The sequence below is a fragment of the Gluconobacter thailandicus F149-1 = NBRC 100600 genome (assembly GCF_000964465.1).
In the GTDB taxonomy this organism is placed as follows: Bacteria; Pseudomonadota; Alphaproteobacteria; order Acetobacterales; family Acetobacteraceae; genus Gluconobacter; species Gluconobacter thailandicus.
This window is the reverse complement of sequence record NZ_BANH01000021.1, coordinates 31,698-50,434: the sequence shown is the minus strand read 5'-3', so window position 1 is coordinate 50,434 and position 18,737 is coordinate 31,698. Positions and strand designations below refer to the sequence as shown.

The window sequence follows — 18,737 nt, the reverse complement described above, 5'->3', positions numbered from 1 at the left end:
CGATAAAGGAACCAATCCCATGCGCGTCCTGATTCTTGGGGGCACTACCCAAGCCAGCCAGCTGGCTCAAAAACTTGGCTCCGATGAAGGATATGACACCATTTTCTCCCTTGCCGGGGTAACGAAAAATCCTGTTCTGCCAAGCGGTTTGGTGCGAATTGGCGGGTTTGGTGGGGTGGACGGACTGCGTGATTTTCTTCGGGCTCAGAGCGTGGGGGCCGTTGTAGATGCCACTCACCCCTTCGCGGCCCAGATGAGCCGCCATGCTGCGATGGCATGTAGCAGCAGTGGTATTCCGTTGCGTCGCATAGACCGCCCGGCCTGGACGGAAGTCGAAGGAGATCAATGGACGCATGTTTCGAACATTGATGACGCCGCGGCGGCACTTGGAGACGCCCCCCAGACTGTCTTTCTGACAACGGGTCGGAAGGATCTCGGATCGTTTCAGCGTGCCTTTCAACATCACTATATCCTGCGTAGCATTGATGCGCCCAAGCCGTCGTCCCTGCCTCGACAGGTGACGCTTCTCCTCGCACGGCCGCCATTTACCGTTGCCAGTGAAATGGCGCTTATGAAAGACCATGCGGTAACTGTGGTTGTCACGAAAAATGCTGGAGCTGAGGCTACGTCCGCCAAGCTTGCTGCTGCCCGAACACTTGGTCTGCCAGTGATTATGATTGATCGCCCTGTATTGCCCACAGCAGAGACGGTCTCGACTATCGAAGATGCGCTCGAATGGCTGCGGAAGCATCGTCATGATGGGACAGACCGGGACGTATAGAGCCAGGCGTCGCCCTGAGGACGATCAATCTTCCGGGTCAGTTCGCTGCCGATCAGAACCAGCGTACTCATATCCACAAGCTTCGGATCAGCATGCGTAAGATCCGTTAGAACCAGCCGTTCATCCGGTCTGCCAATGGCGCGGGCAAACGCGACGGGTACCGTACCAGGCAGGCTTTTTCGTAGGACATCCAGCGCCTCGCCAAGCTGCCAGGGTCTGGCTTTGGAGCGTGGGTTGTAGAGTGCAATCACAAACCCGGCTTCTGCGGCCAGTTTCAGCCTGCGACAGACAACGTCCCACGGTTTGAGATTGTCCGACAGGGACATGACGCAGAAATCACCACCCAACGGCGCGCCAATCCGGGCGGCTGCGGCGAGTACTGCTGAAACACCGGGAACAACCGTCACGTCTGTGGCACGCCAGTGTTCCGGTCCTTGATCGATGGCTTCAAACAGAGCGCTGGCCATACCGAACACGCCTGCATCGCCTCCGGAAACAATCGCTACACAGCGTCCTTGCTCCGCAAGTTCCAAGGCATGCCGGGCGCGATCCAGTTCCACCCGATTGTCGGACGGATGGCGAACAACAGTCTCAGGTAAATCCACTCGATCCACGTAGGGACCGTAGCCAATCACGTCAGTTGCCAGCGACAATGCGCTCCGCGCTTCCGGCGTCTGCTGATCCGGATTACCCGGGCCAAGCCCGATGACGAAAATGCGGCTCATCGAACGCCCCGGCGCCCCGGCAGGAGCGCAAGAGAAAAATACGGCGCTGGCTCAGACATATCAGCCAGAGGCATGACGCGGGCATCGTCCTGTGTGCCGCGCTCGACATAGACGGCGTCCTGCATTCTGCCAGCACGTTTCAGGGCTGTCTGAAGCTTGGGAAGATTGCGCCCGAGCTTCATCACGACAGCCGCATCCGCCTTTTCAAGCCAGTTTGTCAGATCGTCTTCTGGCATGGTCGCAGGCAGAACGCACAGCACGTCATCCCCATGGGTCATGGGAAGAGCGGCTTCCGTCCAGCACCCGCTCATGCCCGTGATGCCTGGAATGACTTCACAGGGCGTGCCCGCTTTCAGACGATCAAACAGATACATGGCGGACCCGTAAAGAAACGGATCTCCTTCACACAGGATCGCCACATCCCGGCCAAGCTGAATTTCGGCTTCAATCCGGTTCGCGCAGTCATCATAAAAAGATGACATATCAGGATGATAGGACGGATCATTCACCTGACGCTCTGTGGTGAACGGATACGCAAATCTCAGCTCGCGCGTCCCTTCTGCAATATGAGCGTCAGCGATACGGCGGGCGTGGCCCATACGGTCATGGCGACAGAAATACGCTACGCTGGGAGATTGGGAGATGATCCGAGCCGCTTTGAGCGTCATGAGTTCCGGGTCACCGGGTCCCACGCCCACAACATAGACCGTAGCGTCTGTCATTCGGCTTCACTGGCCAGCGCATTGATGGCCGCGGCAGCCATTGCACTTCCTCCCAGACGCCCACGAACGATCACATGAGGCAGATCAGGCCTCCCGGCGAGCGCATCCTTGGACTCAGCAGCCCCGACAAACCCAACTGGCATTCCGATAATGGCCGCCGGTCGTGGGGCACCCGCGTCAATCAGTTCCAGAAGGTGGAACAGGGCAGTTGGCGCATTGCCGATCGCCACAACAGATCCCTCAAGCTGGTCTCCCCACAGGTCGAGTGCCGCAGCCGATCGGGTATTCCCAATTTTTCGCGCAAGCTCAGGTGTGCGGGGATCGCGTAGGCTACAAATCACAGCATTATCTGCTGGAAGCCTCGCACGGGTTATACCATGGGCAACCATCTCTGAATCGCACAAAATGGGCTTACCCGCCTTCAAAGCGCTTCGTGCGGCATTCACAAGATCAGCTGTCATATTGACCGAACTTGCAACATCAACCATCCCGCAGGCATGAATGATGCGAACCACGATCTGCGCCTGTTCGGGTGTGAAAGCAGACAGGTCAGCTTCGGCCCGGATGGTGGCAAAGGATCGGGCATAAATGGCAGCGCCATCCCGGATGTAGTCGTACGAATAAGGTCCGGCGCTCAAGCCTTTATCTCCTTCAGTTCACGGGACAGCAGGACCCGGATGTCGGGTAAGTTCCTGTCAGCCCACGAGACCGTATCTTTCGTGCACCCATTGCGCACAACATCATATCGTCCGTTTCTGGCAATAAGCGTCATATCCGCTACGCGGGGATGCGCACATCCCTTCACGCAGCCTGAAACATGCAGCACACAGCCAGGAGGGACGTCAGATGCCAGAGCCAGGGCGGTCTGGGCAACATCCTCTGTTGCTCTTTCACATCCTGAAACACCTATGCAGGCCTCGATACGGAGACGCAGATCTGTGGCCTCTGTGATGAAACCCGGATGATTCTTGGTATTTTCGGGCATGACGACACTGCGCCAGGGTGTGATGCGCAGGCGGTCTTTCCCCAGCTGCTCAGCTAAAAAATAAAGGTCGGATGCAGACAGGCGACCAAACGGAACTCCGACGCCTCTCCTGTGTCCAGGTAATTTCCCCACAGGGAAGGTAAAAATTGGGGCCGCCATAGTTTGGAGGCAGTCCAGGAACCCTACCCTTTCCAGCACGTCCTTCGTGATGGATGCATTATGTGCCGGACGCTTGACCTCTGACTGACACGCAAAAGCAAAGGAAATAGCCAGCACAGCCTCTATAGCCTGGGCTTCGTCGAGGACTTTTGTCGCAAAACCACCGCAAAGCACCGACCACCCATCCGGTCTCGCCTGAAGAACAATATCGGCGGAGATGGCTCCCACGGGGAATAGGCCGCCCCCATCCACGCCCCAGCCGAATTTCCCCGGAAGGCTTGCAAGACGATCATCTGCCAGAAGTTCAGCCTGAAGTTTCCTGGCAACAGCGGCTGTATCCGGGTGGCAGGCAGGATCATATCCAGCCAACGGAGAAACCAGAACCGCCCTTCTGCGCTCCCGTGCCGGGTTCTGGTCCGCAAGGCCGCATTTAATTGCAGTTCTACCTGCCAGACGCGCACTGTCCAATGAGAAACCACGGAGTTGGAGGTTGCCCCGGTTTGTCAGTTCAATCGTACCATTGCCGTGATCTGAAGCCATGAGGGCTATGGCCCGGACCTGATCAGCCTCAAACCCCTCTATTGGCGGCCTGATCCTGACAAGAAAACCGTCGCGCGCCTGCATCGGAGCAAACAGATCGGGACACCATCCACGAACCAGAGATGTGTCGCTCATCGCTGCCCGTCTTCCAGAAGCGCTGCTACACTGTTGAGCCGGGGATGCCACAGGCCCCGGCGGATCATGTCCTGAAAGCGCTCCCGCATGGCCTGCCTTGCCTGAGGATTGACGTTCTGCAGGAACTTATCACACGTGTCGTTCCCGAGCGTTGCTGCAAAGACGAGATCAAATTGGTGATCGAACCGCGTCGGTAAAGTTGCAGCAAACGCACAAAGTCCGTCCAGTCCGCGCGCTATTTCTGCTGCTCCGCGATAATCATGTCTCTGCATGCCCTCGAGCCATCGCGGGTTCGCCAGACGCCCCCGCACAATCCGTGCGACTTCCGCTTCGGTATCGCGCAGACGTGGTGCTTCCGGACGGGATGTGTCGCCATGCCAGCGGACAGGATCGGCCCCCAGAAGCTCGGCTGCCGCTGAGAGACCGCCTTCATGAGCCGCCACGTCCGGGCTTTCCAGAATATCTGTTTCCGCGTGATCCTGGACATGCAGGATGGCGTCGGTCCGTGCGAGCTTTTCTGCCAGCGCAGTCGCATTTCGCGTGCCGTCCCGGCCACCTCCGTACATCCAGTCATTATCATCAAGGTAGGACTGACCCAGTTCAGACCGGTTCTGCCATGTTCCTCTTGCCAACGCCTCCTCGATGCCCGTGCCATACGTTCCCGGAGCAGCCCCGAAGATCCGCGCTGTTGCCGTCTTGCGCTCTTCTCCTTCGAGATGACGGACGCTGGCAGCCAGGGAGTTCCACTCTTCATCTTCCTCGCGGGCTGCAACGGCCTGAACGGCTTGATCGAAAAGCGCGATCTGTCCCGGAAAAGCGTCCCGGAACAGGCCGGAAATCCTGAGCGTTACGTCCACACGCGGCCGATCCAGAACAGCCAGAGGCGTAACTTCAATCCCAGAAACACGCCCGCTGGAGAAATCCCAAACAGGTTCCACACCCATCAGGAGAAGCGCCAGTGCCAGGTCTTCACCACCGGTTCTGAGCGTGGAGGAACCCCATAGGTCCATGACGATGCGCTGAAGTGGCTCTCCCTCTTCCTGCAGGTGCCGTAACAGGATCTGCCGGGCCTGCGCTTTCGCCAGTTCGACGGCAGATGCCGTCGGCACGGCGCGTGGGTCCATGGTGAACAGATTGCGACCGGTTGGCAGGACATCCACTCGCCCCCGCGTCGGCGCACCGGACGGCCCTGGCTGAACGAAGCGTCCCTCCAGTCCAGAAAGCAGCGCGTTCATCTCTGCATCCGCACTGGTTTTAATCAGCGCGGTTACGTCGTCTTTGGAAACCTGAGCGATTGAGGACACCATTGTCGCAAGCCTATCTGCATGCGGTGCGACTTTCCCGAAGACGTGTAATCCATCGCGGATCTGCAGGTCCTTCACGTCACAGAGATAGGCATCCAGTCGGGCCAGAGCCTCGGCTTCATCGCCTTCGCCCGGCTTGACACCGCTTTCCGCGAGCAGACCCATTCTGGAAGCACGGTCCAGAATATCACGCCGCAGGATCGCACCGCGCCGACGGTCAAGGCCGTCCGCTTCTGCAAACTCGTCAATCAACTGCTCGAGCTCAGCCACCCCGGCATCCAGTTCCGCCTTCATGACGGGGGGTGTCATGTGCCCGATGGTCACAGCGCCAAGGCGTCGTTTGGCCGCGGCAGCTTCGCCGGGATTGTTGACAATAAAGGGATAGAGGACGGGCAACGCTCCTCGCAGAGCAGCGGGAGCGCAGTTTTCCGATAACGCGACAGCTTTTCCTGGTAGCCATTCCAGGGTGCCGTGTGTTCCCAGATGGATCATCACGTCCGTCTGGCAAACCTGACGGAGCCAGATGTGGAACGCGACATAGGCATGTCGGGGCGGCGTATCAGGGTCGTGATACTGTGTCTTGCGATCCTGTGATGCGCCACGATCCGGCTGCACCGCAACGGTGATATTCCCCAGCGTCAGGAATTTCAGACAGAACGTCTTACCTTGAACAGCCGCATCGTCCTGAGGCTCGCCCCATGCGCTTAGCACACCCTGCCGGAACTCCGGTGGCAAGGCTTGGAACGCTGTCCGATAATCCTCAAGGCTCAGAACCTGTTTGAGCGCGTCTTTGCACAGCGACTGTACAAGTGCTGTTTTGGACCATGCTTCGGCTGGTCCGCAGTCATATCCTGCGTTTTTCAGCGCCTCCAGAATGGAGCAGAGGCTGGCAAACGTATCCAGCCCGACAGCATGAGCGGACTGACCTTCCGCGCCCGGATAGTCAGACAGGATCAGGGCCAGATGTTTGTTCGTAGGCTTGAGACGTCGCAGCCTTGCCCAAGCTCGTGCTTGCGCGACGACAGCCGCGATGCCCGCAGGATAAGGATCGTGCCTCGCAGCGTTACCGGGAATTGTTTCTGACTTGAACGAAATTGGCCCAGCCGAGAGACGCCCGTCCAGTTCCGGCAGGACGACCTGCATGGCAAGGTCAGACTGAGATAGTCCGCGCCCGCTCTCTTGCCACGCCTGATGGGTTGAGCCGGGTTGCAGGACCTGAAGAACGGGTGCATCCGCCTGATCCAGCGGGGAAGCTCCTGCCTCGCCCCTGGCAGAAAAAAACGTTGCATTCAGGATGATGTCCGGGCGCGTTTGAGCCAGATGACGGCGGACATATTTTACGGCGTCAGGATTCCTGAGGGACGAGACATACAGCACATCCGCGGATAGTCCGGCCTCTTCCAACGCGTGTGCCAGGCAGTCGATGGGAGCTGTATCAGCAGCGAGAAGATGAGCGCGATAAAAGACAACTGTTGCACGCAAGGAAAGATCAGACTTCCCGGCCCGATAGAGCCCGGCAAGCGGTAAAGGCGTCGGCGTCCCGGCCAGATCCGCGCCACGACCAGCCAGATGCGCCATAAGAAGCAGTACACGACGGGCGTTATCGGGGCCTCCCTCTTTCAGGAAGCCTGTCAGCCGCTCATGGATGCCCACGTCAACATTGGACCAGTCTTCCAGCCGCGCATCCTGACGCGCATCTCCCGGAAGTAAGGCCAGCGGGATAGAATTTCTGGCGCAGGAGTTTCGGACTTCTTCCGCACCATAGCGCCAGTAATCAACGCCTCCCAAGAGACGCACCACGACACAACGCGCTTCTGAAAGCGTCTGCTCCACATACAGATCGACAGACATCGGATGCCTGAGCCGCGAGAGGCTTACTAACCTCAGTGAGAAGCCAGCGCCTTCTGGAGAAAGTGCTTTCAGGTCTTCATATGCTCGTTCAAGTGCCAGAAGGTCGCTATCCGAGAAAGAAAGGAACACGACATCAGCAGATGCATGACCGAGATCCTCGGCCACATCCTGATCGTCTATTCCATGTCGTTCCCGGACCAGCAGATGCATGGCGGACTCAGGCGGCCAGTAGCGCTGCTTCAATGGCAGCACGATCCAGACCGGTCTGGCCGATCACGACCAAGCGCCCATCACGATTGTCGCCTGTGAGGGGCACATCGAATTCGTGACGGAAGCGTGTGCCGACACCCTGCACGGCCAGACGCATTTTCTTGCCCTGTATGGCCATAAAGCCCTTCATCCGCAGGATATCGAACGTTCCGGCAACATCGCTGAGACGTTTCAGCAACGCTTCAGCACTGGACTGCTCCGGCAGGACGACGACGAAGCTTTCAAAATCATCGTGCTCGTGATCATCTGCGCCATCATGATTGGATGGCCGTGCCTGAAGATCATCTTCAGCCCCCGCTCCAATCCCGAGAAGAACCGCCGGATCCAGTCGCCCTTCCACGGCCCGAAGCGTCACCACCTTGCGCGGCACAGCCTTCACGATAGCCGCCTCGACAGCGTCTGTTTCGGTGCTCTCCAGAAGATCGGTCTTGTTGAGAACGATCAGATCAGCAGCGTTCAGCTGATCTTCGTAGACTTCGGCGAGAGGGTTGTCGTGATCCAGGGACGGATCAGCCGCGCGCTGGGCAGCGACCGCAGCCGGATCATCCGCAAAACGGCCGGCCGCCACCGCCGGGGCATCGACAAGCGTGATCACGCCGTCCACCGTCATGCGAGTGCGAATATCAGGCCAGCTGAAGGCTTTCAGCAGAGGCTTGGGGAGCGCCAGACCGGACGTCTCGATGACGATATGCTCTGGTGGGTCGGGGCGATCAATCAAAGCCTGCATTGTGGGAATGAAGTCATCTGCGACGGTGCAGCACAGGCAGCCATTTGTCAGCTCGACAATGTCCTCATCAGGGCAGTTTTCGATGCTGCAAGACCGCAGGACCTCTCCATCAATTCCAAGAGAACCGAATTCATTGACCACAATGGCAATCCGGCGACCATTCGCCTGAGCCAGCAGGTTCCGAAGAAGCGTGGTTTTTCCAGCGCCAAGAAATCCTGTGATGATCGTGACCGGAATCTTGCGGCCGACACCTGAAATGGATTGGGACATCATGAAAGTTCCTGTGAGGCAGAAAGAGATGCTGGCAAACGGGCAAGGATCATATCAGAAAGAGACGCAGGCCGCTTCGATGGCATGACTGTTCCTGTTTTCGAAGTCCGATAGACGTTCAGGAATGTCAGCAGATCCTCGACCTTCTCAGGACCAAGCTGTCCCAGAAGCAAAGTCCATTTTTCCGGCATGGAAACCGCCGCAACACACCCGCGGCTACATGTGGCCATACATTCTACAGGCTCGACGCTGAAATCGCCGTTCCTGGCGTGACTGGTCAAGGCATCATAAAGCTGGCGCCCCTGAACAGGATCGTCCGTCAGTGGCAATCCACGGCGGCAGGTTACGCAGACATGCAGGACAGGCCTGGTCTGAGGCAGGTTTTCTACCATGGTTTCGTCTCTCTTGCAGCCCGAAGAGGCATAACAAAAGGCGCGACAGAAGGCCTCCGCAGTTCGGAGGGGACGTGCCTGTATTGGCGCGACCTCACAGTCCGGGCACCCCGCCGGATCATGACACTCGGCTCAGATGGCAGGTCTCCTGACTCACGGCCGAGACGCATTCAGCGCCTCCTCTCCTGCCAGACCTTCCCGGGACCAGGCCCAGTGGTCGCACGCCACAAGAGGCATGCCGGCAGAACAGATAACCGTCCACAGTTGCGGGGGCAGTGCCGGATTTGACCTGTTTGGCCGCACCGGCTTCCCTTTTCATCCTCCTGTCGGAGGAACCATCACGTTCCTTCCTATCGCTGGTGACCTGGAGTGTCAAAAGCCTTGAAGGCCGATCATTTCAGTTTCAGCGGCAAACCGGCTGCGACGAAAAGTACCTCATCTGCAATGGCGGCAATCCGCTGGTGTAGAAGACCGGCCTCATCCCGGAAGCGCCGTGCCAGAGCATTGTCTGGAACAATTCCCAGTCCAACTTCATTTCCCACGAGAACGGTCTGATGCTGACGCTTGGAAAGCGCTGATAACAGACCCTCCGTTGCCGTGCTAACGTCCCTCTCATCCAGAATAAGGTTGGTTAGCCAGAGCGTAAGGCAATCAATCAGGACAGGCTCTGGCCCCGCATTAAGAAGCACGGTCGCAATGTCATAGGGCTCTTCAATTGTCTGCCATCCGAGCTCCCCACGACTGTCACGGTGCAAATCAATCCGGGCCTGCATCTCATCATCATAGGCACGTCCCGTTGCCAGATAGACCCATGGTGCAGGCTGGCTTGTGATAAGAGCCTCCGCAATGCGGCTCTTCCCGGATCTTGCGCCCCCCAGAACAAGCGAAACCTGCCCGCGCTCTACCGGGCCAGCCGAATGCACCACAATCCCTCCCTTTTCGTCATCTTGCATGTCCCCGAATAACAGCACAAAAGACATCTCATGCCGACTGATGCTTCATTTTCCGTTCCCGAAATACCATTCACCAGCATGGCGGACCTCAGAGCTGCTTGTCTGTCCTTGCCTGAGCGAAACAGGACCTGTGGAAACCGTATCAGGCAACGGGATGCCGTTCTGACCAAGCCCCCTGGCAGTCTGGGTCGACTTGAAGAACTGGCGCTCTGGCTTGGTGAATGGCAGGGTACTGAGCGGCCTACTCTGGATAAAGTCCAGATTACGATTTTCGCGGGTAATCATGGTGTTGTTCAGCGGGGTGTCTCGCCCTGGCCCTCTGAAGTGACCTGCCAGATGGTCGCTAACTTCGAACATGGTGGGGCGGCCATTAATCAGTTGGCGCGCAATGCCGAAGCCAATTTGAACGTGGTATGCCTTCAAAACCTGCAAGCCACGGAAGATCTTTCGCAAACTGCTGCGATGACGGAAGATGGTTTCTTATCCGCTGTTTCGGACGGATATCGGGCTGTTTCGAAAGATGCCGATCTGTTTTGCGCCGGTGAAATGGGGATCGGCAATACAACGCCCGCCGCAGCATTGTGCGCCGCTCTTCTAGGTGGATCCGGAAGCGACTGGGCCGGTCGTGGGACTGGCCTGGATGATAAGGGTGTTCAACTGAAAGCTGCCGTCATTGATGACGCTTTGACCCTTCACGGTAGCGCCATGAGTGACCCGCTGGAGGTTGCGCGTTGTCTGGGTGGTTACGAGTTGGCGGCGATTATGGGAAGCGTTCTGGCTGCTCGCCATCACGGCATCCCCGTATTACTGGATGGATTTGTTTGTACTGCGGCGATGCTACCTCTTGTGAAGATAGCTCCGGAAGTACTTGATCATACACGTCTTTCTCATTGTTCGGCAGAAGCAGGGCATCGCAAATTAGCAAAGGCTCTCGCGCTGGTGCCTCTTCTCGATTTCGGGCTGAGACTTGGTGAAGCATCAGGTGCGGCCCTGGCTATTCCGCTTCTGCGCGGGGCTATAGCCTGCCACAACGGCATGGCGACATTTGCAGAAGCTGCCGTTTCCCAGAAATCAGATAGTCCTACAGAATGAAGCTCTGGCGCATCATCCGGGAGGATATTGCCTGCGGTGCCGGATTACTGACGCGCCTTCCGCTCGGATGGCTGCGTGTGAGTGGGCAGGTGTGGTCCTTACCTCGCTCCGTCTGGTGCTGGCCACTTGTCGGGGCATTTATTGGCGTTTTGGCTGGTGTCGCATTTCTGATCTTACGGGCGCTACAGGTGCCCGCGCCTGTGGCGGCTGCATGGAGCGTTGGAGTACAGGTCCTTTTGACGGGTGGCCTGCATGAAGATGGTCTGGCCGATATGGCCGATGGCTGTGGAGGCGGCCCTAGTCCTGAGCGGCGGCTGGATATCATGCGTGATAGCCGGATCGGAAGTTATGGGGCTTTGGCGCTGGGGATCTGCCTGCTGATCCGTGTTATGGCGCTTGCTTCATTGCCGATTATTCTGGTAGTCCCCGCCCTTGCTCTGACGGGTGCGCTATCTCGGGCAGTGCTGCCACTCCTGCCTTTCACCATGAAACCAGCCCGTGAGAATGGTCTGGCGCGTCAGCTGATGGGCCTGACACGCGATCAGGTGCTGAGCGGCCTTTTTTCGGCGTTCTGTATCGCATTGCTCTGTGTCTCATCACATATCGCTCTGCTGACATGTCTGCTGGCATTATGTGTGGCACTCGTTTTGAGGGCCGTGTCTAAGCGGTTTCTGAATGGATACACGGGCGACGTTCTGGGGGCAACCGCAAGCATCACTGACTGTGTCGTGCTCACGGTGCTCGTCGCTGTATGGAACAGTTGACACGGCACGGCGGAAGATTACTCTTGCCGACATCAGAAATAAGGGGAAACCGGTGAAAATCCGGTGCGGTCGCGCCACTGTAACGCCTTTGCTGTCGCAATGCGGAGTCAGACCTCCTTTTTCAAAACAGTTTTTCACCGCAGAACGCGCATTTTCCTTGCGGAGACCATCATGAGCCAAAGCCTTTCCTCTAGTTCTCATTCCGGCGGTATCGCTGCTCCGGTCGCCATTCCGATCAGAGCTCTCGTACCCTGGGCCGTGTTCACGGTCGTGCTGAGCCTTCTGCTGCTCTATTTTGTGGGAGCAGAACAGGGCGCAACCTCCTTGATCTCCGGGCACGCCGTGCACGAATATGTTCATGATGGCCGTCATCTCCTCGGGTTTCCCTGCCACTAACGGCAGGATTTCATCATGGCTGGTCGTCTTCTGACCCGTGGCATGATTGCCGGGGTTGCTGCCGCTTTTGTTGCGTTCCTGTTTGCCCGCATTTTTGGTGAATCACAGATTAATCTGGCCATTGCCTTTGAAAGTGCAAAAAATCTGGCCGCTGGAGAGCCCCCGGAACCTGAACTGGCCAGCCGAACCGTTCAGGCTTCCTTTGGACTTCTGACGGCTGCCGTCATGTATGGTGCGGCTTATGGCGGAATTTTTGCGACGGTTTTTGCATTTGCCTATGGGCGCATCGGGCGCTTTTCGCCTCGCGCTTTATCAGCTCTACTGGCGGTTGCGGCGTTTGTGGTTTTCGTGCTTGTCCCGGATCTGAAATACCCTCCCAATCCACCTGCTGTTGGCATGCCGGAAACGATCAATCTGCGGACCGAGAGCTATTTCGGCATGATTCTTCTTTCCATATGCGCAGCAGCCGCAGCATTCATGACCGGTCGGCCCCTTATCCGACGTCTCGGTCAATGGAATGGAACGCTTGCCGCCATGGGAGTATTTATTGCCCTCATCGCGGCGGCACAGGCTGGCATGCCTGATATGAATGAAGTGCCTACGGATTTTCCTGCGACGGTTCTCTGGCGCTTTCGTGAAGCGGCCCTTGGAATGCAGATCGTTCTCTGGGCCACGATCGGTCTGCTTTTTGGTCCGCTGGCTGCCCCTATTCTTAATGAACAAGCCGACCGTACAGGTTCGGCTATGGAAAAAATGTGACGTCTCCTGTGTTTTCTGACGAATTTCGGCTCGATCTCGAGCGTCTTTTCACCTGGCGCCGGGATGTCCGTCATTTCAGGCGGGATCCTGTCCCTCACGCACTTCTGGATGATCTGCTTCAGGCTTCGACGCTGGCGCCATCCGTAGGACTCAGCGAACCCTGGCGCTTTGTTCTGGTGGAAGACCAAGCGCGGAAAGCGGCGGTTCGTAACAGCTTTCAGATGTGCAATGCACGCGCACTTGAAGGTTATGATGGTGAGCAGGCAGCGGGATATGCAGCTCTTAAACTTGCCGGGCTGGATGACGCCCCTCACCATGTTGCAGTCTTTTGTGAAACCGTTCCGGATCAAGGGCATGGGCTGGGGCGGGCGACCATGCCTGAAACCACCACGTGGTCTGCCGTTATGGCGATCCATACGTTCTGGCTTGCGGCGACCGCGTCAGGTATCGGGCTCGGGTGGGTTTCCATTCTGGATCCTGACACCGTTTCAACGATACTGGAGGCTGAACCGGGATGGGATCTCGTCGCCTATCTCTGTGTCGGGTATCCGATGGAACAGGCCAATACGCCTGAACTGGAACGCATGGGGTGGGAAAAGCGAAACCCTGAACGCCGCCAGTGGATCAGACGCTGACGTAGTATAACCTGCTGCTTCCCTGGGGCATTGATGGAGCAAGAAGATCAGGGCGCATTCCCCGTGCCAAGCCATCCAACAGACGTAACGGTCCTCCATGGGAAATAACCAACGCCGGCCGCGCGGCGCGGATCAGGTCTTCCCAGAAAGACTGCACTCGCTCGCGCAGGTTAGTCCCACTCTCCCCTCCTGGAGGAAAAAAACGCTCCGGATCGGCCGCCCAGCTATCCAGTGCCTCACGCGGCACATCGGCCCAGGTCATTCCTTCCCACTGGCCAAAATTCAGTTCCTGAAGACGCTCATCCTGTGAGACTGGCAAACCACCATGCTCTGCCAGCTTCCGTGCGACAGCCAAACAGCGCATGGAGGGCGAAGTATAGACGATGGAACAGCCGATCCCCTTTGCCAGGGTTAGCAAACCGGATGCAATAGGCTCCCAGCCAGCCTTAAGCGTCATGTCCTGGCGGCCGTAACAAACGCCATCGGCACTCTCAACCTGTGGATGACGCGACAGGAGAACCGGAAGAGTGGAAATTTTCATGTGAAGACACATGGGGGGGGCGTCTGTTTTTCGTCAACCCGCGCTGCAGGCGATTTTATCCCATTTCCGGAACAGCCGCCTGATGTGTAGAGTGCACGTCATCTCATCAGATCTGCCGTTAAGACATACACTGAGGACATGATGCACACACTGCCTTTCCGCCTTCGTCTACAGTTCGCCACGGGGCTGGCGGCTTTCGCTTTCGCTCCGTTGGCAGTAGGTCTTTCCACCGCACAGGCAGCGACCAACACTGGCGCCTCCGGGCCGATTGACCCTGCCCGCATGTCCGAGACCATGCGTGTGCTGTCGTCGGATGAATTCGAGGGCCGCGCTCCTGGTACCCCAGGAGAAGCCGTCACGGTCAAATGGCTGATCGAGCAGTACCAGAAGATCGGTCTCGAACCGGGTGGCGAGAATGGCGGCTGGACGCAGAATGTTCCCATGATCCGCACCCGCCCTGACCCGAAGGCGACAGCGACCGTAACTACCCGCGGTCATACAATGGAACTGCATCAGCTCAAGGACGTGGCGCTCTCCACGTTGCAGCCCATTCAGCGCCTGCACCTGTCCCATGTTCCGCTGGTGTTTGTTGGATATGGCGTTACGGCTCCTGAGCGGCGCTGGAACGATTTCAAACAGGTTGATCTGCACGGTAAGATTGCAGTCTTTCTGGTCAACGATCCGGATTTTGATGCAGGCCCGGAAGAGCCTGTAGCCGGGCGTTTTGGCGGCAAGACCATGACCTATTATGGTCGCTGGACGTACAAGTTCGAGGAAGCAGCCCGTCGCGGTGCCGCGGGTGCGCTGATCATTCATGACACGCCGGGTGCGTCCTACCCGTGGAGCACCGTTGTCGCACCACAGGGTGAGGAATATGACATCCTGCATGATGATAAGGATCTGAAGTCCGTCCCGCTGATTGGCTGGATCGAAGGCAACGCCGCTCATGCGCTCTTTGCACAGGCAGGCCTCGATCTGGATCGTCTGCGTCGTCAAGCCCGTTCGCCGGATTTCCACCCGGTCAATATTCATGACGCGACGTTCTCGCTTGATATGCCGGTCAAGGTGGACCACCTCCAGAGCCAGAACGTGATCGGCAAGATCACAGGGGCGACTTATCCGGATGAGACCGTCATGTTCGGTGCTCACTGGGATGCGTTTGGAAAGAGTACCGATGCACAGGGCAACACCGTCATCCGCCGCGGCGCGATCGACGATGGCTCGGGCATCGCCGCTGTTCTTGAAATCGCACGTGCTTTCAAGAATGGTCCGAAGCCAAAGCGCACCGTGAGCTTTGCGTCCTGGACGGGTGAAGAGCGTGGCCTGCTGGGGTCAAGCTGGTATGTGGCGCACCCCCTCGCCCCGCTGGACAAGACTGCTGCCAACCTGACGATGGATGTTCTTCAGATGGCTGGACCCGCTCATAATGCCTTCATCATCGGCGCGGGTCAGGACACGCTTCAGGATGACTTTGCTGAGGCAGCCCTGAAGCAGGGCCGTACAACGCAGCCGGAAGCCATGCCGGAACGTGGCGCGTTCTATCGCGCAGACCACCTTCCGTTTGCTCGTGCTGGCGTACCAGTTCTGGCCGTTATGGATATGGCTGGACCGTTCGATCTGCTGAATGGCGGAACGGCAGCAGGCAGCAAGTGGCTGACGTCTTACATGGCCTGCTATCATCAGGCCTGTGATGCCTGGAGCGCCGATTGGGATGTGCGCGGCGCAGCACAGGACGTCGAAGTCGTGCGTCAGGTTGGCTATAGCGCCGCTTTTTCGCATGACTGGCCAACCTGGAAGGGTGGTTCGGAATTCCGGGCCATTCGTGAGAAGAGCGACGACATCCGCTCGGCTCACTGAGATATAAGGCCCGACCGGTTCATTCCGCTCGGACTTTTTCAGGCGATATCCTGCCGGATCCAGTCCGTCACTGAATGATGGACTGGCCTCCAGCCAAGTTCCCGCCTCGCCTTGTCAGCCAGGACACGGCTGTTGGAACTCAGCCCGAATACCGCAAGTTCACGGCCCCAACGCTTTATCGCTTCTTCAGCGGGCCAATCCTGTGACGACCCCAGACCCAGAGCAGCCCCGATCGCATCCGTGATTTCACGGAATGAGGCTTCGCCGTTTTCAACAAAATAGAAACTTCCGGCTGGCGCTTTCGTAAGAGCCAGTTCGTATAACGCGGCAACGTCTGCAATATGGACGTTGGACCAGCGATTGAGGCTACGGCCGATATGCCGGCTGATGCCGCTTTCCCGGGCTTGTGTGACGAGCGGCGGAATCTGAACACTCTGCGAAACTGGCCCCAGATGGCGCCCATAGATCATGGTGTTGCACAAAACTACGGATCGGATACCAGGTGCTGCCTTCCGAATAAGTGTGTCGATTGCGATCCGCGCAACCTTGTCAGGAGCCGGAGCCACGGGAGTTTCTTCCGTGAAAATGGCATCGGAAGGTTCCCCGAGAGCTTCGTCTCCGACAAGAGAGCTGCCGCTTGTATGCAGGAACGGCTTCCCGCTGCCTTCAAGCCCTTTCAGAAGTGCTTCAACCGCGCCACGGTGATCGCTGTCGGCAGCATTGATCACGGCATCAGCATTCTGTGCCTCAATAATCAGAAGCGCGCTATTGTCGAGGGTACCAACGATGGGTTCGATGCCGAAAGATCGAAGTTCTTCCGCCCGGGACTCATTGCGGATCAGTCCTCGGATCTGATGGCCTTTTGCGGCGAGATGGGCTGCGACGGAACCCCCGATATAGCCGCTTGCACCGGTGATAAAGATTTTCATCTGTTTGCCTCTGCTTCGGGAAGACTGGGAAGTGAGGGAAAGATGATCTTTTCTTTACGGGTTGATAATTCCCTCAATCTGCACAAAACCTATGAATAAAATTCATAGGTGGAGCTGCATGGATAATCGCGTCGGGGAAATGCAGGTCTTTGTTCGCGTTGTGGAAAGTGGCAGCTTTTCAGAGGCTGCTCGTCTTCTGCGAATGACGCCCTCAACGGTCAGCAAGCTCATTGCACGCATTGAGACCCGTCTGGGACTACGCCTGATTGAGCGATCCACGCGGCACCTGTCCGTGACGCAGGAAGGGCAAACGTATTACGCGCGTGCTATGGCTCTGATCGCGGACCTTGATGACATTGAGCGCAGCCTTACGACCGGAAACATGCGACCCAAGGGCACTGTGCGGGTCAATGCCTCGGTTGCATTTGGAGCACTTGGGCTTGAACCCCTCCTCCCTGCGTTCTGGGATGCTTACCCGGATATTGTCATTGACCTCTCTCTGTCAGACGAAATGACAGACCTTTATCTGGACCGAACGGATGTCGCGTTCCGGGTGGGGCGTTTACAGGATTCAGGGTTAACCGCCCGACATCTTGGCTCTGTTCCGCGCAAGATCGTGGCGTCTCCTGCCTATCTGGCACGACATGGAACGCCCCAGACACCCGAAGATCTGAGCCATCACCGGTGTCTGGGTTTCAACTTCCAACGATCCGCGCCTGTCTGGCCTCTTCATGAAAAAGGCAGGCAGGTCGACCGGCTGGTGCGTGGGCCCCTTTTGGCCAACAATGGAGAAACCGTGCGCAGGCTTGCTGTTCAGGGCGCTGGTCTGGCGCGCTTGGGGGAATACCATGTGCGGAATGATGTTCAGGCGAGGCGGCTGATCGAAGTGCTGGCCGATGCGGGCGTGCAGGACGAGGAAGACATTTATGCGCTCTATCCGGGAGGCCGTCAGAGCCCGCCCCGGGTAAGGGCCTTTCTGGATTTCATGGTCCCTCGCCTTCAGGATTATCTAGCGGCATCCTGAGCATCAGGATTTTTCGCTTTCAACGGGCGGGCAGCCCAGAATGTGGCGAGAACAGACCCTGACACGTTGTGCCATACCGAGAACACAGCTCCCGGAAGGGCCGCAACAGGTGAGAAATACAGACGGCCCAGTGTGGCTGCGAGTGCGGAATTCTGCATTCCAACTTCAAGAGCCAGTGTTCGGCAAACGGACTCATCAAAGCCCAGAAGTCTTCCTCCCCAATATCCTCCCGCAAGCCCGATAGCGTTATGCAGAATGACACCCAGCATAAGCAGCGGGCCAGCCTGCGCCAATGAGGGTCCGGCTCCAGCGACTACGCAGCCGATGATCAGCAGGATAGAGACCATAGCGACGGGTGGAAGGGCAGCTTCAACGCGTTTTACCATGGTTTGACAGAGCGTATTGACGATGACGCCCGCCAGAACAGGCAATGCGACCATCGTGATGATGCTACGGAACAGTCCCCAGCTATCAACAGACACTCCCGCCGAGACATACAGACGGGTTAGCAAGGGCGTCGCGAAAATCCCGACCAATGTTGAGCGCGCGCTGATACTGACTGACAGAGCCACGTCCCCTTTTGACAGAAAGATCATGACGTTCGAGGCGGTGCCGCTCGAAACGCAGCCGACCAGGATCATGCCTGTCGCCAATGCAGGAGGCATGCCGAGCAGATGGGCAATGCCCCAGGCCGCAAGTGGCATCACCAGATAATGGAGCCCCACACCCGCCAGAACGGGATAAGGGCGACGCACGATGCGCGAAAAATCCTGCGCCGTTAATGAAACCCCCATCGTGAACATGATGAAGGCGAGAAGCGGCGTAATAATCGGTAGAAGCTTCAGGAATGGAGCGGGAAACAGGATAGCGCTGGCCGTCACCAGAATGGCCCAGACAGGGAAAAGGCGTGTCATCATCTAACGGGG

At 57.7% G+C, this 18,737-nt stretch carries 19 protein-coding genes and 2 riboswitches; of the genes, 8 read left to right on the top strand and 11 right to left on the bottom strand.

What is annotated here, in order from left to right; genetic code table 11:
• Positions 1 to 19 precede the first annotated feature (19 nt).
• Positions 20 to 781 carry a cobalt-precorrin-6A reductase gene (locus B7444_RS07020; protein WP_035730279.1) on the top strand — a complete coding sequence of 254 codons (762 nt, stop codon included), beginning with the start codon at positions 20 to 22 and terminating at the stop codon, positions 779 to 781.
• Here the strand turns inward: B7444_RS07020 and cobJ are convergent.
• The 8 genes from cobJ to cobU all read right to left on the bottom strand — a co-directional run bounded on the left by cobJ (position 754) and on the right by cobU (position 9,841).
• Positions 754 to 1,506 carry a precorrin-3B C(17)-methyltransferase gene (gene cobJ, locus B7444_RS07015; protein ID WP_007283345.1) on the bottom strand — a complete coding sequence of 251 codons (753 nt, stop codon included), beginning with the start codon at positions 1,504 to 1,506 and terminating at the stop codon, positions 754 to 756. The genes B7444_RS07020 and cobJ overlap by 28 nt on opposite strands.
• A complete protein-coding gene (locus tag B7444_RS07010) occupies positions 1,503 to 2,228 on the bottom strand; it encodes a precorrin-2 C(20)-methyltransferase (protein ID WP_007283344.1) in 726 nt (241 codons plus the stop codon). The genes cobJ and B7444_RS07010 overlap by 4 nt, the downstream gene beginning before the upstream one ends.
• Positions 2,225 to 2,866, bottom strand: a complete 642-nt coding sequence (locus B7444_RS07005; RefSeq protein ID WP_007283343.1) for a precorrin-8X methylmutase — start codon at positions 2,864 to 2,866, stop codon at positions 2,225 to 2,227. Before B7444_RS07005 ends, B7444_RS07010 begins: the two co-directional genes overlap by 4 nt.
• Complete coding sequence (cobG, locus tag B7444_RS07000; protein ID WP_007283342.1) at positions 2,863 to 4,047, bottom strand: precorrin-3B synthase; 1,185 nt, start codon at positions 4,045 to 4,047, stop codon at positions 2,863 to 2,865. The genes B7444_RS07005 and cobG overlap by 4 nt, the downstream gene beginning before the upstream one ends.
• Complete coding sequence (cobN, locus tag B7444_RS06995) at positions 4,044 to 7,412, bottom strand: cobaltochelatase subunit CobN (protein ID WP_007283341.1); 3,369 nt, start codon at positions 7,410 to 7,412, stop codon at positions 4,044 to 4,046. Before cobN ends, cobG begins: the two co-directional genes overlap by 4 nt.
• 7 nt (positions 7,413 to 7,419) lie before the next feature.
• Positions 7,420 to 8,472 (bottom strand): cobalamin biosynthesis protein CobW, encoded by a 1,053-nt coding sequence (gene cobW, locus B7444_RS06990; protein ID WP_007283340.1) that lies wholly within the window; start codon positions 8,470 to 8,472, stop codon positions 7,420 to 7,422.
• Entirely contained in the window at positions 8,469 to 8,861 is a 393-nt protein-coding gene (locus B7444_RS06985; RefSeq protein WP_007283339.1) for a DUF1636 family protein, read from the bottom strand. The genes cobW and B7444_RS06985 overlap by 4 nt, the downstream gene beginning before the upstream one ends.
• A gap of 121 nt (positions 8,862 to 8,982) precedes the next feature.
• Positions 8,983 to 9,216, bottom strand: a riboswitch (cobalamin riboswitch).
• 37 nt (positions 9,217 to 9,253) lie between these two features.
• Positions 9,254 to 9,841: a bifunctional adenosylcobinamide kinase/adenosylcobinamide-phosphate guanylyltransferase gene (gene cobU, locus B7444_RS06980; RefSeq protein ID WP_007283337.1), complete on the bottom strand. Its 588-nt coding sequence runs from the start codon at positions 9,839 to 9,841 to the stop codon at positions 9,254 to 9,256.
• Positions 9,842 to 9,844: 3 nt separating this feature from the next.
• On the opposite strand from cobU, the gene cobT reads away from it, so the two are divergent.
• From cobT to bluB, 5 genes are all read left to right on the top strand, one after another.
• Positions 9,845 to 10,906 (top strand): nicotinate-nucleotide--dimethylbenzimidazole phosphoribosyltransferase, encoded by a 1,062-nt coding sequence (gene cobT, locus B7444_RS06975; protein ID WP_007283336.1) that lies wholly within the window; start codon positions 9,845 to 9,847, stop codon positions 10,904 to 10,906.
• Positions 10,903 to 11,670, top strand: a complete 768-nt coding sequence (gene cobS, locus B7444_RS06970; RefSeq protein WP_007283335.1) for an adenosylcobinamide-GDP ribazoletransferase — start codon at positions 10,903 to 10,905, stop codon at positions 11,668 to 11,670. The genes cobT and cobS overlap by 4 nt, the downstream gene beginning before the upstream one ends.
• Positions 11,667 to 11,805: riboswitch (cobalamin riboswitch) on the top strand. Its footprint overlaps the gene before it by 4 nt.
• 36 nt (positions 11,806 to 11,841) lie before the next feature.
• Positions 11,842 to 12,066, top strand: coding sequence for a CbtB domain-containing protein (locus B7444_RS06965; protein WP_035730313.1), 225 nt, complete (start codon positions 11,842 to 11,844; stop codon positions 12,064 to 12,066).
• 15 nt (positions 12,067 to 12,081) lie between these two features.
• Entirely contained in the window at positions 12,082 to 12,825 is a 744-nt protein-coding gene (locus B7444_RS06960; RefSeq protein ID WP_007283333.1) for a CbtA family protein, read from the top strand.
• On the top strand, positions 12,822 to 13,460 hold the full coding sequence (bluB, locus tag B7444_RS06955; protein WP_007283332.1) for a 5,6-dimethylbenzimidazole synthase: 639 nt from the start codon (positions 12,822 to 12,824) through the stop codon (positions 13,458 to 13,460). The genes B7444_RS06960 and bluB overlap by 4 nt, the downstream gene beginning before the upstream one ends.
• On the opposite strand, the gene B7444_RS06950 is transcribed toward bluB, so the two are convergent.
• Positions 13,450 to 14,001: a histidine phosphatase family protein gene (locus tag B7444_RS06950; RefSeq protein WP_007283331.1), complete on the bottom strand. Its 552-nt coding sequence runs from the start codon at positions 13,999 to 14,001 to the stop codon at positions 13,450 to 13,452. The two genes, bluB and B7444_RS06950, sit on opposite strands and share 11 nt — an antisense overlap.
• A 138-nt stretch (positions 14,002 to 14,139) precedes the next feature.
• Between B7444_RS06950 and B7444_RS06945 the strand changes: the two genes are divergently transcribed.
• A complete protein-coding gene (locus B7444_RS06945) occupies positions 14,140 to 15,858 on the top strand; it encodes a M20/M25/M40 family metallo-hydrolase (protein ID WP_007283329.1) in 1,719 nt (572 codons plus the stop codon).
• 38 nt (positions 15,859 to 15,896) lie between these two features.
• Here the strand turns inward: B7444_RS06945 and B7444_RS06940 are convergent, their stop codons facing one another.
• Positions 15,897 to 16,787: an NAD-dependent epimerase/dehydratase family protein gene (locus B7444_RS06940; RefSeq protein ID WP_007283328.1), complete on the bottom strand. Its 891-nt coding sequence runs from the start codon at positions 16,785 to 16,787 to the stop codon at positions 15,897 to 15,899.
• Between the two features lie 118 nt (positions 16,788 to 16,905).
• Between B7444_RS06940 and B7444_RS06935 the strand changes: the two genes are divergently transcribed.
• Positions 16,906 to 17,811 (top strand): LysR family transcriptional regulator, encoded by a 906-nt coding sequence (locus tag B7444_RS06935; protein WP_007283327.1) that lies wholly within the window; start codon positions 16,906 to 16,908, stop codon positions 17,809 to 17,811.
• Here B7444_RS06935 and panS read toward each other — a convergent pair.
• The gene (gene panS / locus B7444_RS06930) at positions 17,793 to 18,728 is read right to left on the bottom strand and encodes a ketopantoate/pantoate/pantothenate transporter PanS (protein WP_007283326.1); all 936 of its coding nucleotides are present in this window, start codon (positions 18,726 to 18,728) and stop codon (positions 17,793 to 17,795) included. The genes B7444_RS06935 and panS overlap by 19 nt on opposite strands.
• Positions 18,729 to 18,737: the final 9 nt, after the last annotated feature.

Bases quoted from the DNA above. Each gene is read 5' to 3' on its own strand.
- B7444_RS07020 (WP_035730279.1), top strand. From the start codon at position 20: ATGCGCGTCCTGATTCTTGGGGGCACTACCCAAGCCAGCCAGCTGGCT.
- cobJ (WP_007283345.1), bottom strand. From the start codon at position 1,506: ATGAGCCGCATTTTCGTCATCGGGCTTGGCCCGGGTAATCCGGATCAG.
- B7444_RS07010 (WP_007283344.1), bottom strand. From the start codon at position 2,228: ATGACAGACGCTACGGTCTATGTTGTGGGCGTGGGACCCGGTGACCCG.
- cobG (WP_007283342.1), bottom strand. From the start codon at position 4,047: ATGAGCGACACATCTCTGGTTCGTGGATGGTGTCCCGATCTGTTTGCT.
- cobN (WP_007283341.1), bottom strand. From the start codon at position 7,412: ATGCATCTGCTGGTCCGGGAACGACATGGAATAGACGATCAGGATGTG.
- cobW (WP_007283340.1), bottom strand. From the start codon at position 8,472: ATGATGTCCCAATCCATTTCAGGTGTCGGCCGCAAGATTCCGGTCACG.
- B7444_RS06985 (WP_007283339.1), bottom strand. From the start codon at position 8,861: ATGGTAGAAAACCTGCCTCAGACCAGGCCTGTCCTGCATGTCTGCGTA.
- cobU (WP_007283337.1), bottom strand. From the start codon at position 9,841: ATGTCTTTTGTGCTGTTATTCGGGGACATGCAAGATGACGAAAAGGGA.
- cobT (WP_007283336.1), top strand. From the start codon at position 9,845: ATGCCGACTGATGCTTCATTTTCCGTTCCCGAAATACCATTCACCAGC.
- cobS (WP_007283335.1), top strand. From the start codon at position 10,903: ATGAAGCTCTGGCGCATCATCCGGGAGGATATTGCCTGCGGTGCCGGA.
- B7444_RS06965 (WP_035730313.1), top strand. From the start codon at position 11,842: ATGAGCCAAAGCCTTTCCTCTAGTTCTCATTCCGGCGGTATCGCTGCT.
- B7444_RS06960 (WP_007283333.1), top strand. From the start codon at position 12,082: ATGGCTGGTCGTCTTCTGACCCGTGGCATGATTGCCGGGGTTGCTGCC.
- B7444_RS06950 (WP_007283331.1), bottom strand. From the start codon at position 14,001: ATGAAAATTTCCACTCTTCCGGTTCTCCTGTCGCGTCATCCACAGGTT.
- B7444_RS06945 (WP_007283329.1), top strand. From the start codon at position 14,140: ATGATGCACACACTGCCTTTCCGCCTTCGTCTACAGTTCGCCACGGGG.
- B7444_RS06940 (WP_007283328.1), bottom strand. From the start codon at position 16,787: ATGAAAATCTTTATCACCGGTGCAAGCGGCTATATCGGGGGTTCCGTC.
- B7444_RS06935 (WP_007283327.1), top strand. From the start codon at position 16,906: ATGGATAATCGCGTCGGGGAAATGCAGGTCTTTGTTCGCGTTGTGGAA.
- panS (WP_007283326.1), bottom strand. From the start codon at position 18,728: ATGATGACACGCCTTTTCCCTGTCTGGGCCATTCTGGTGACGGCCAGC.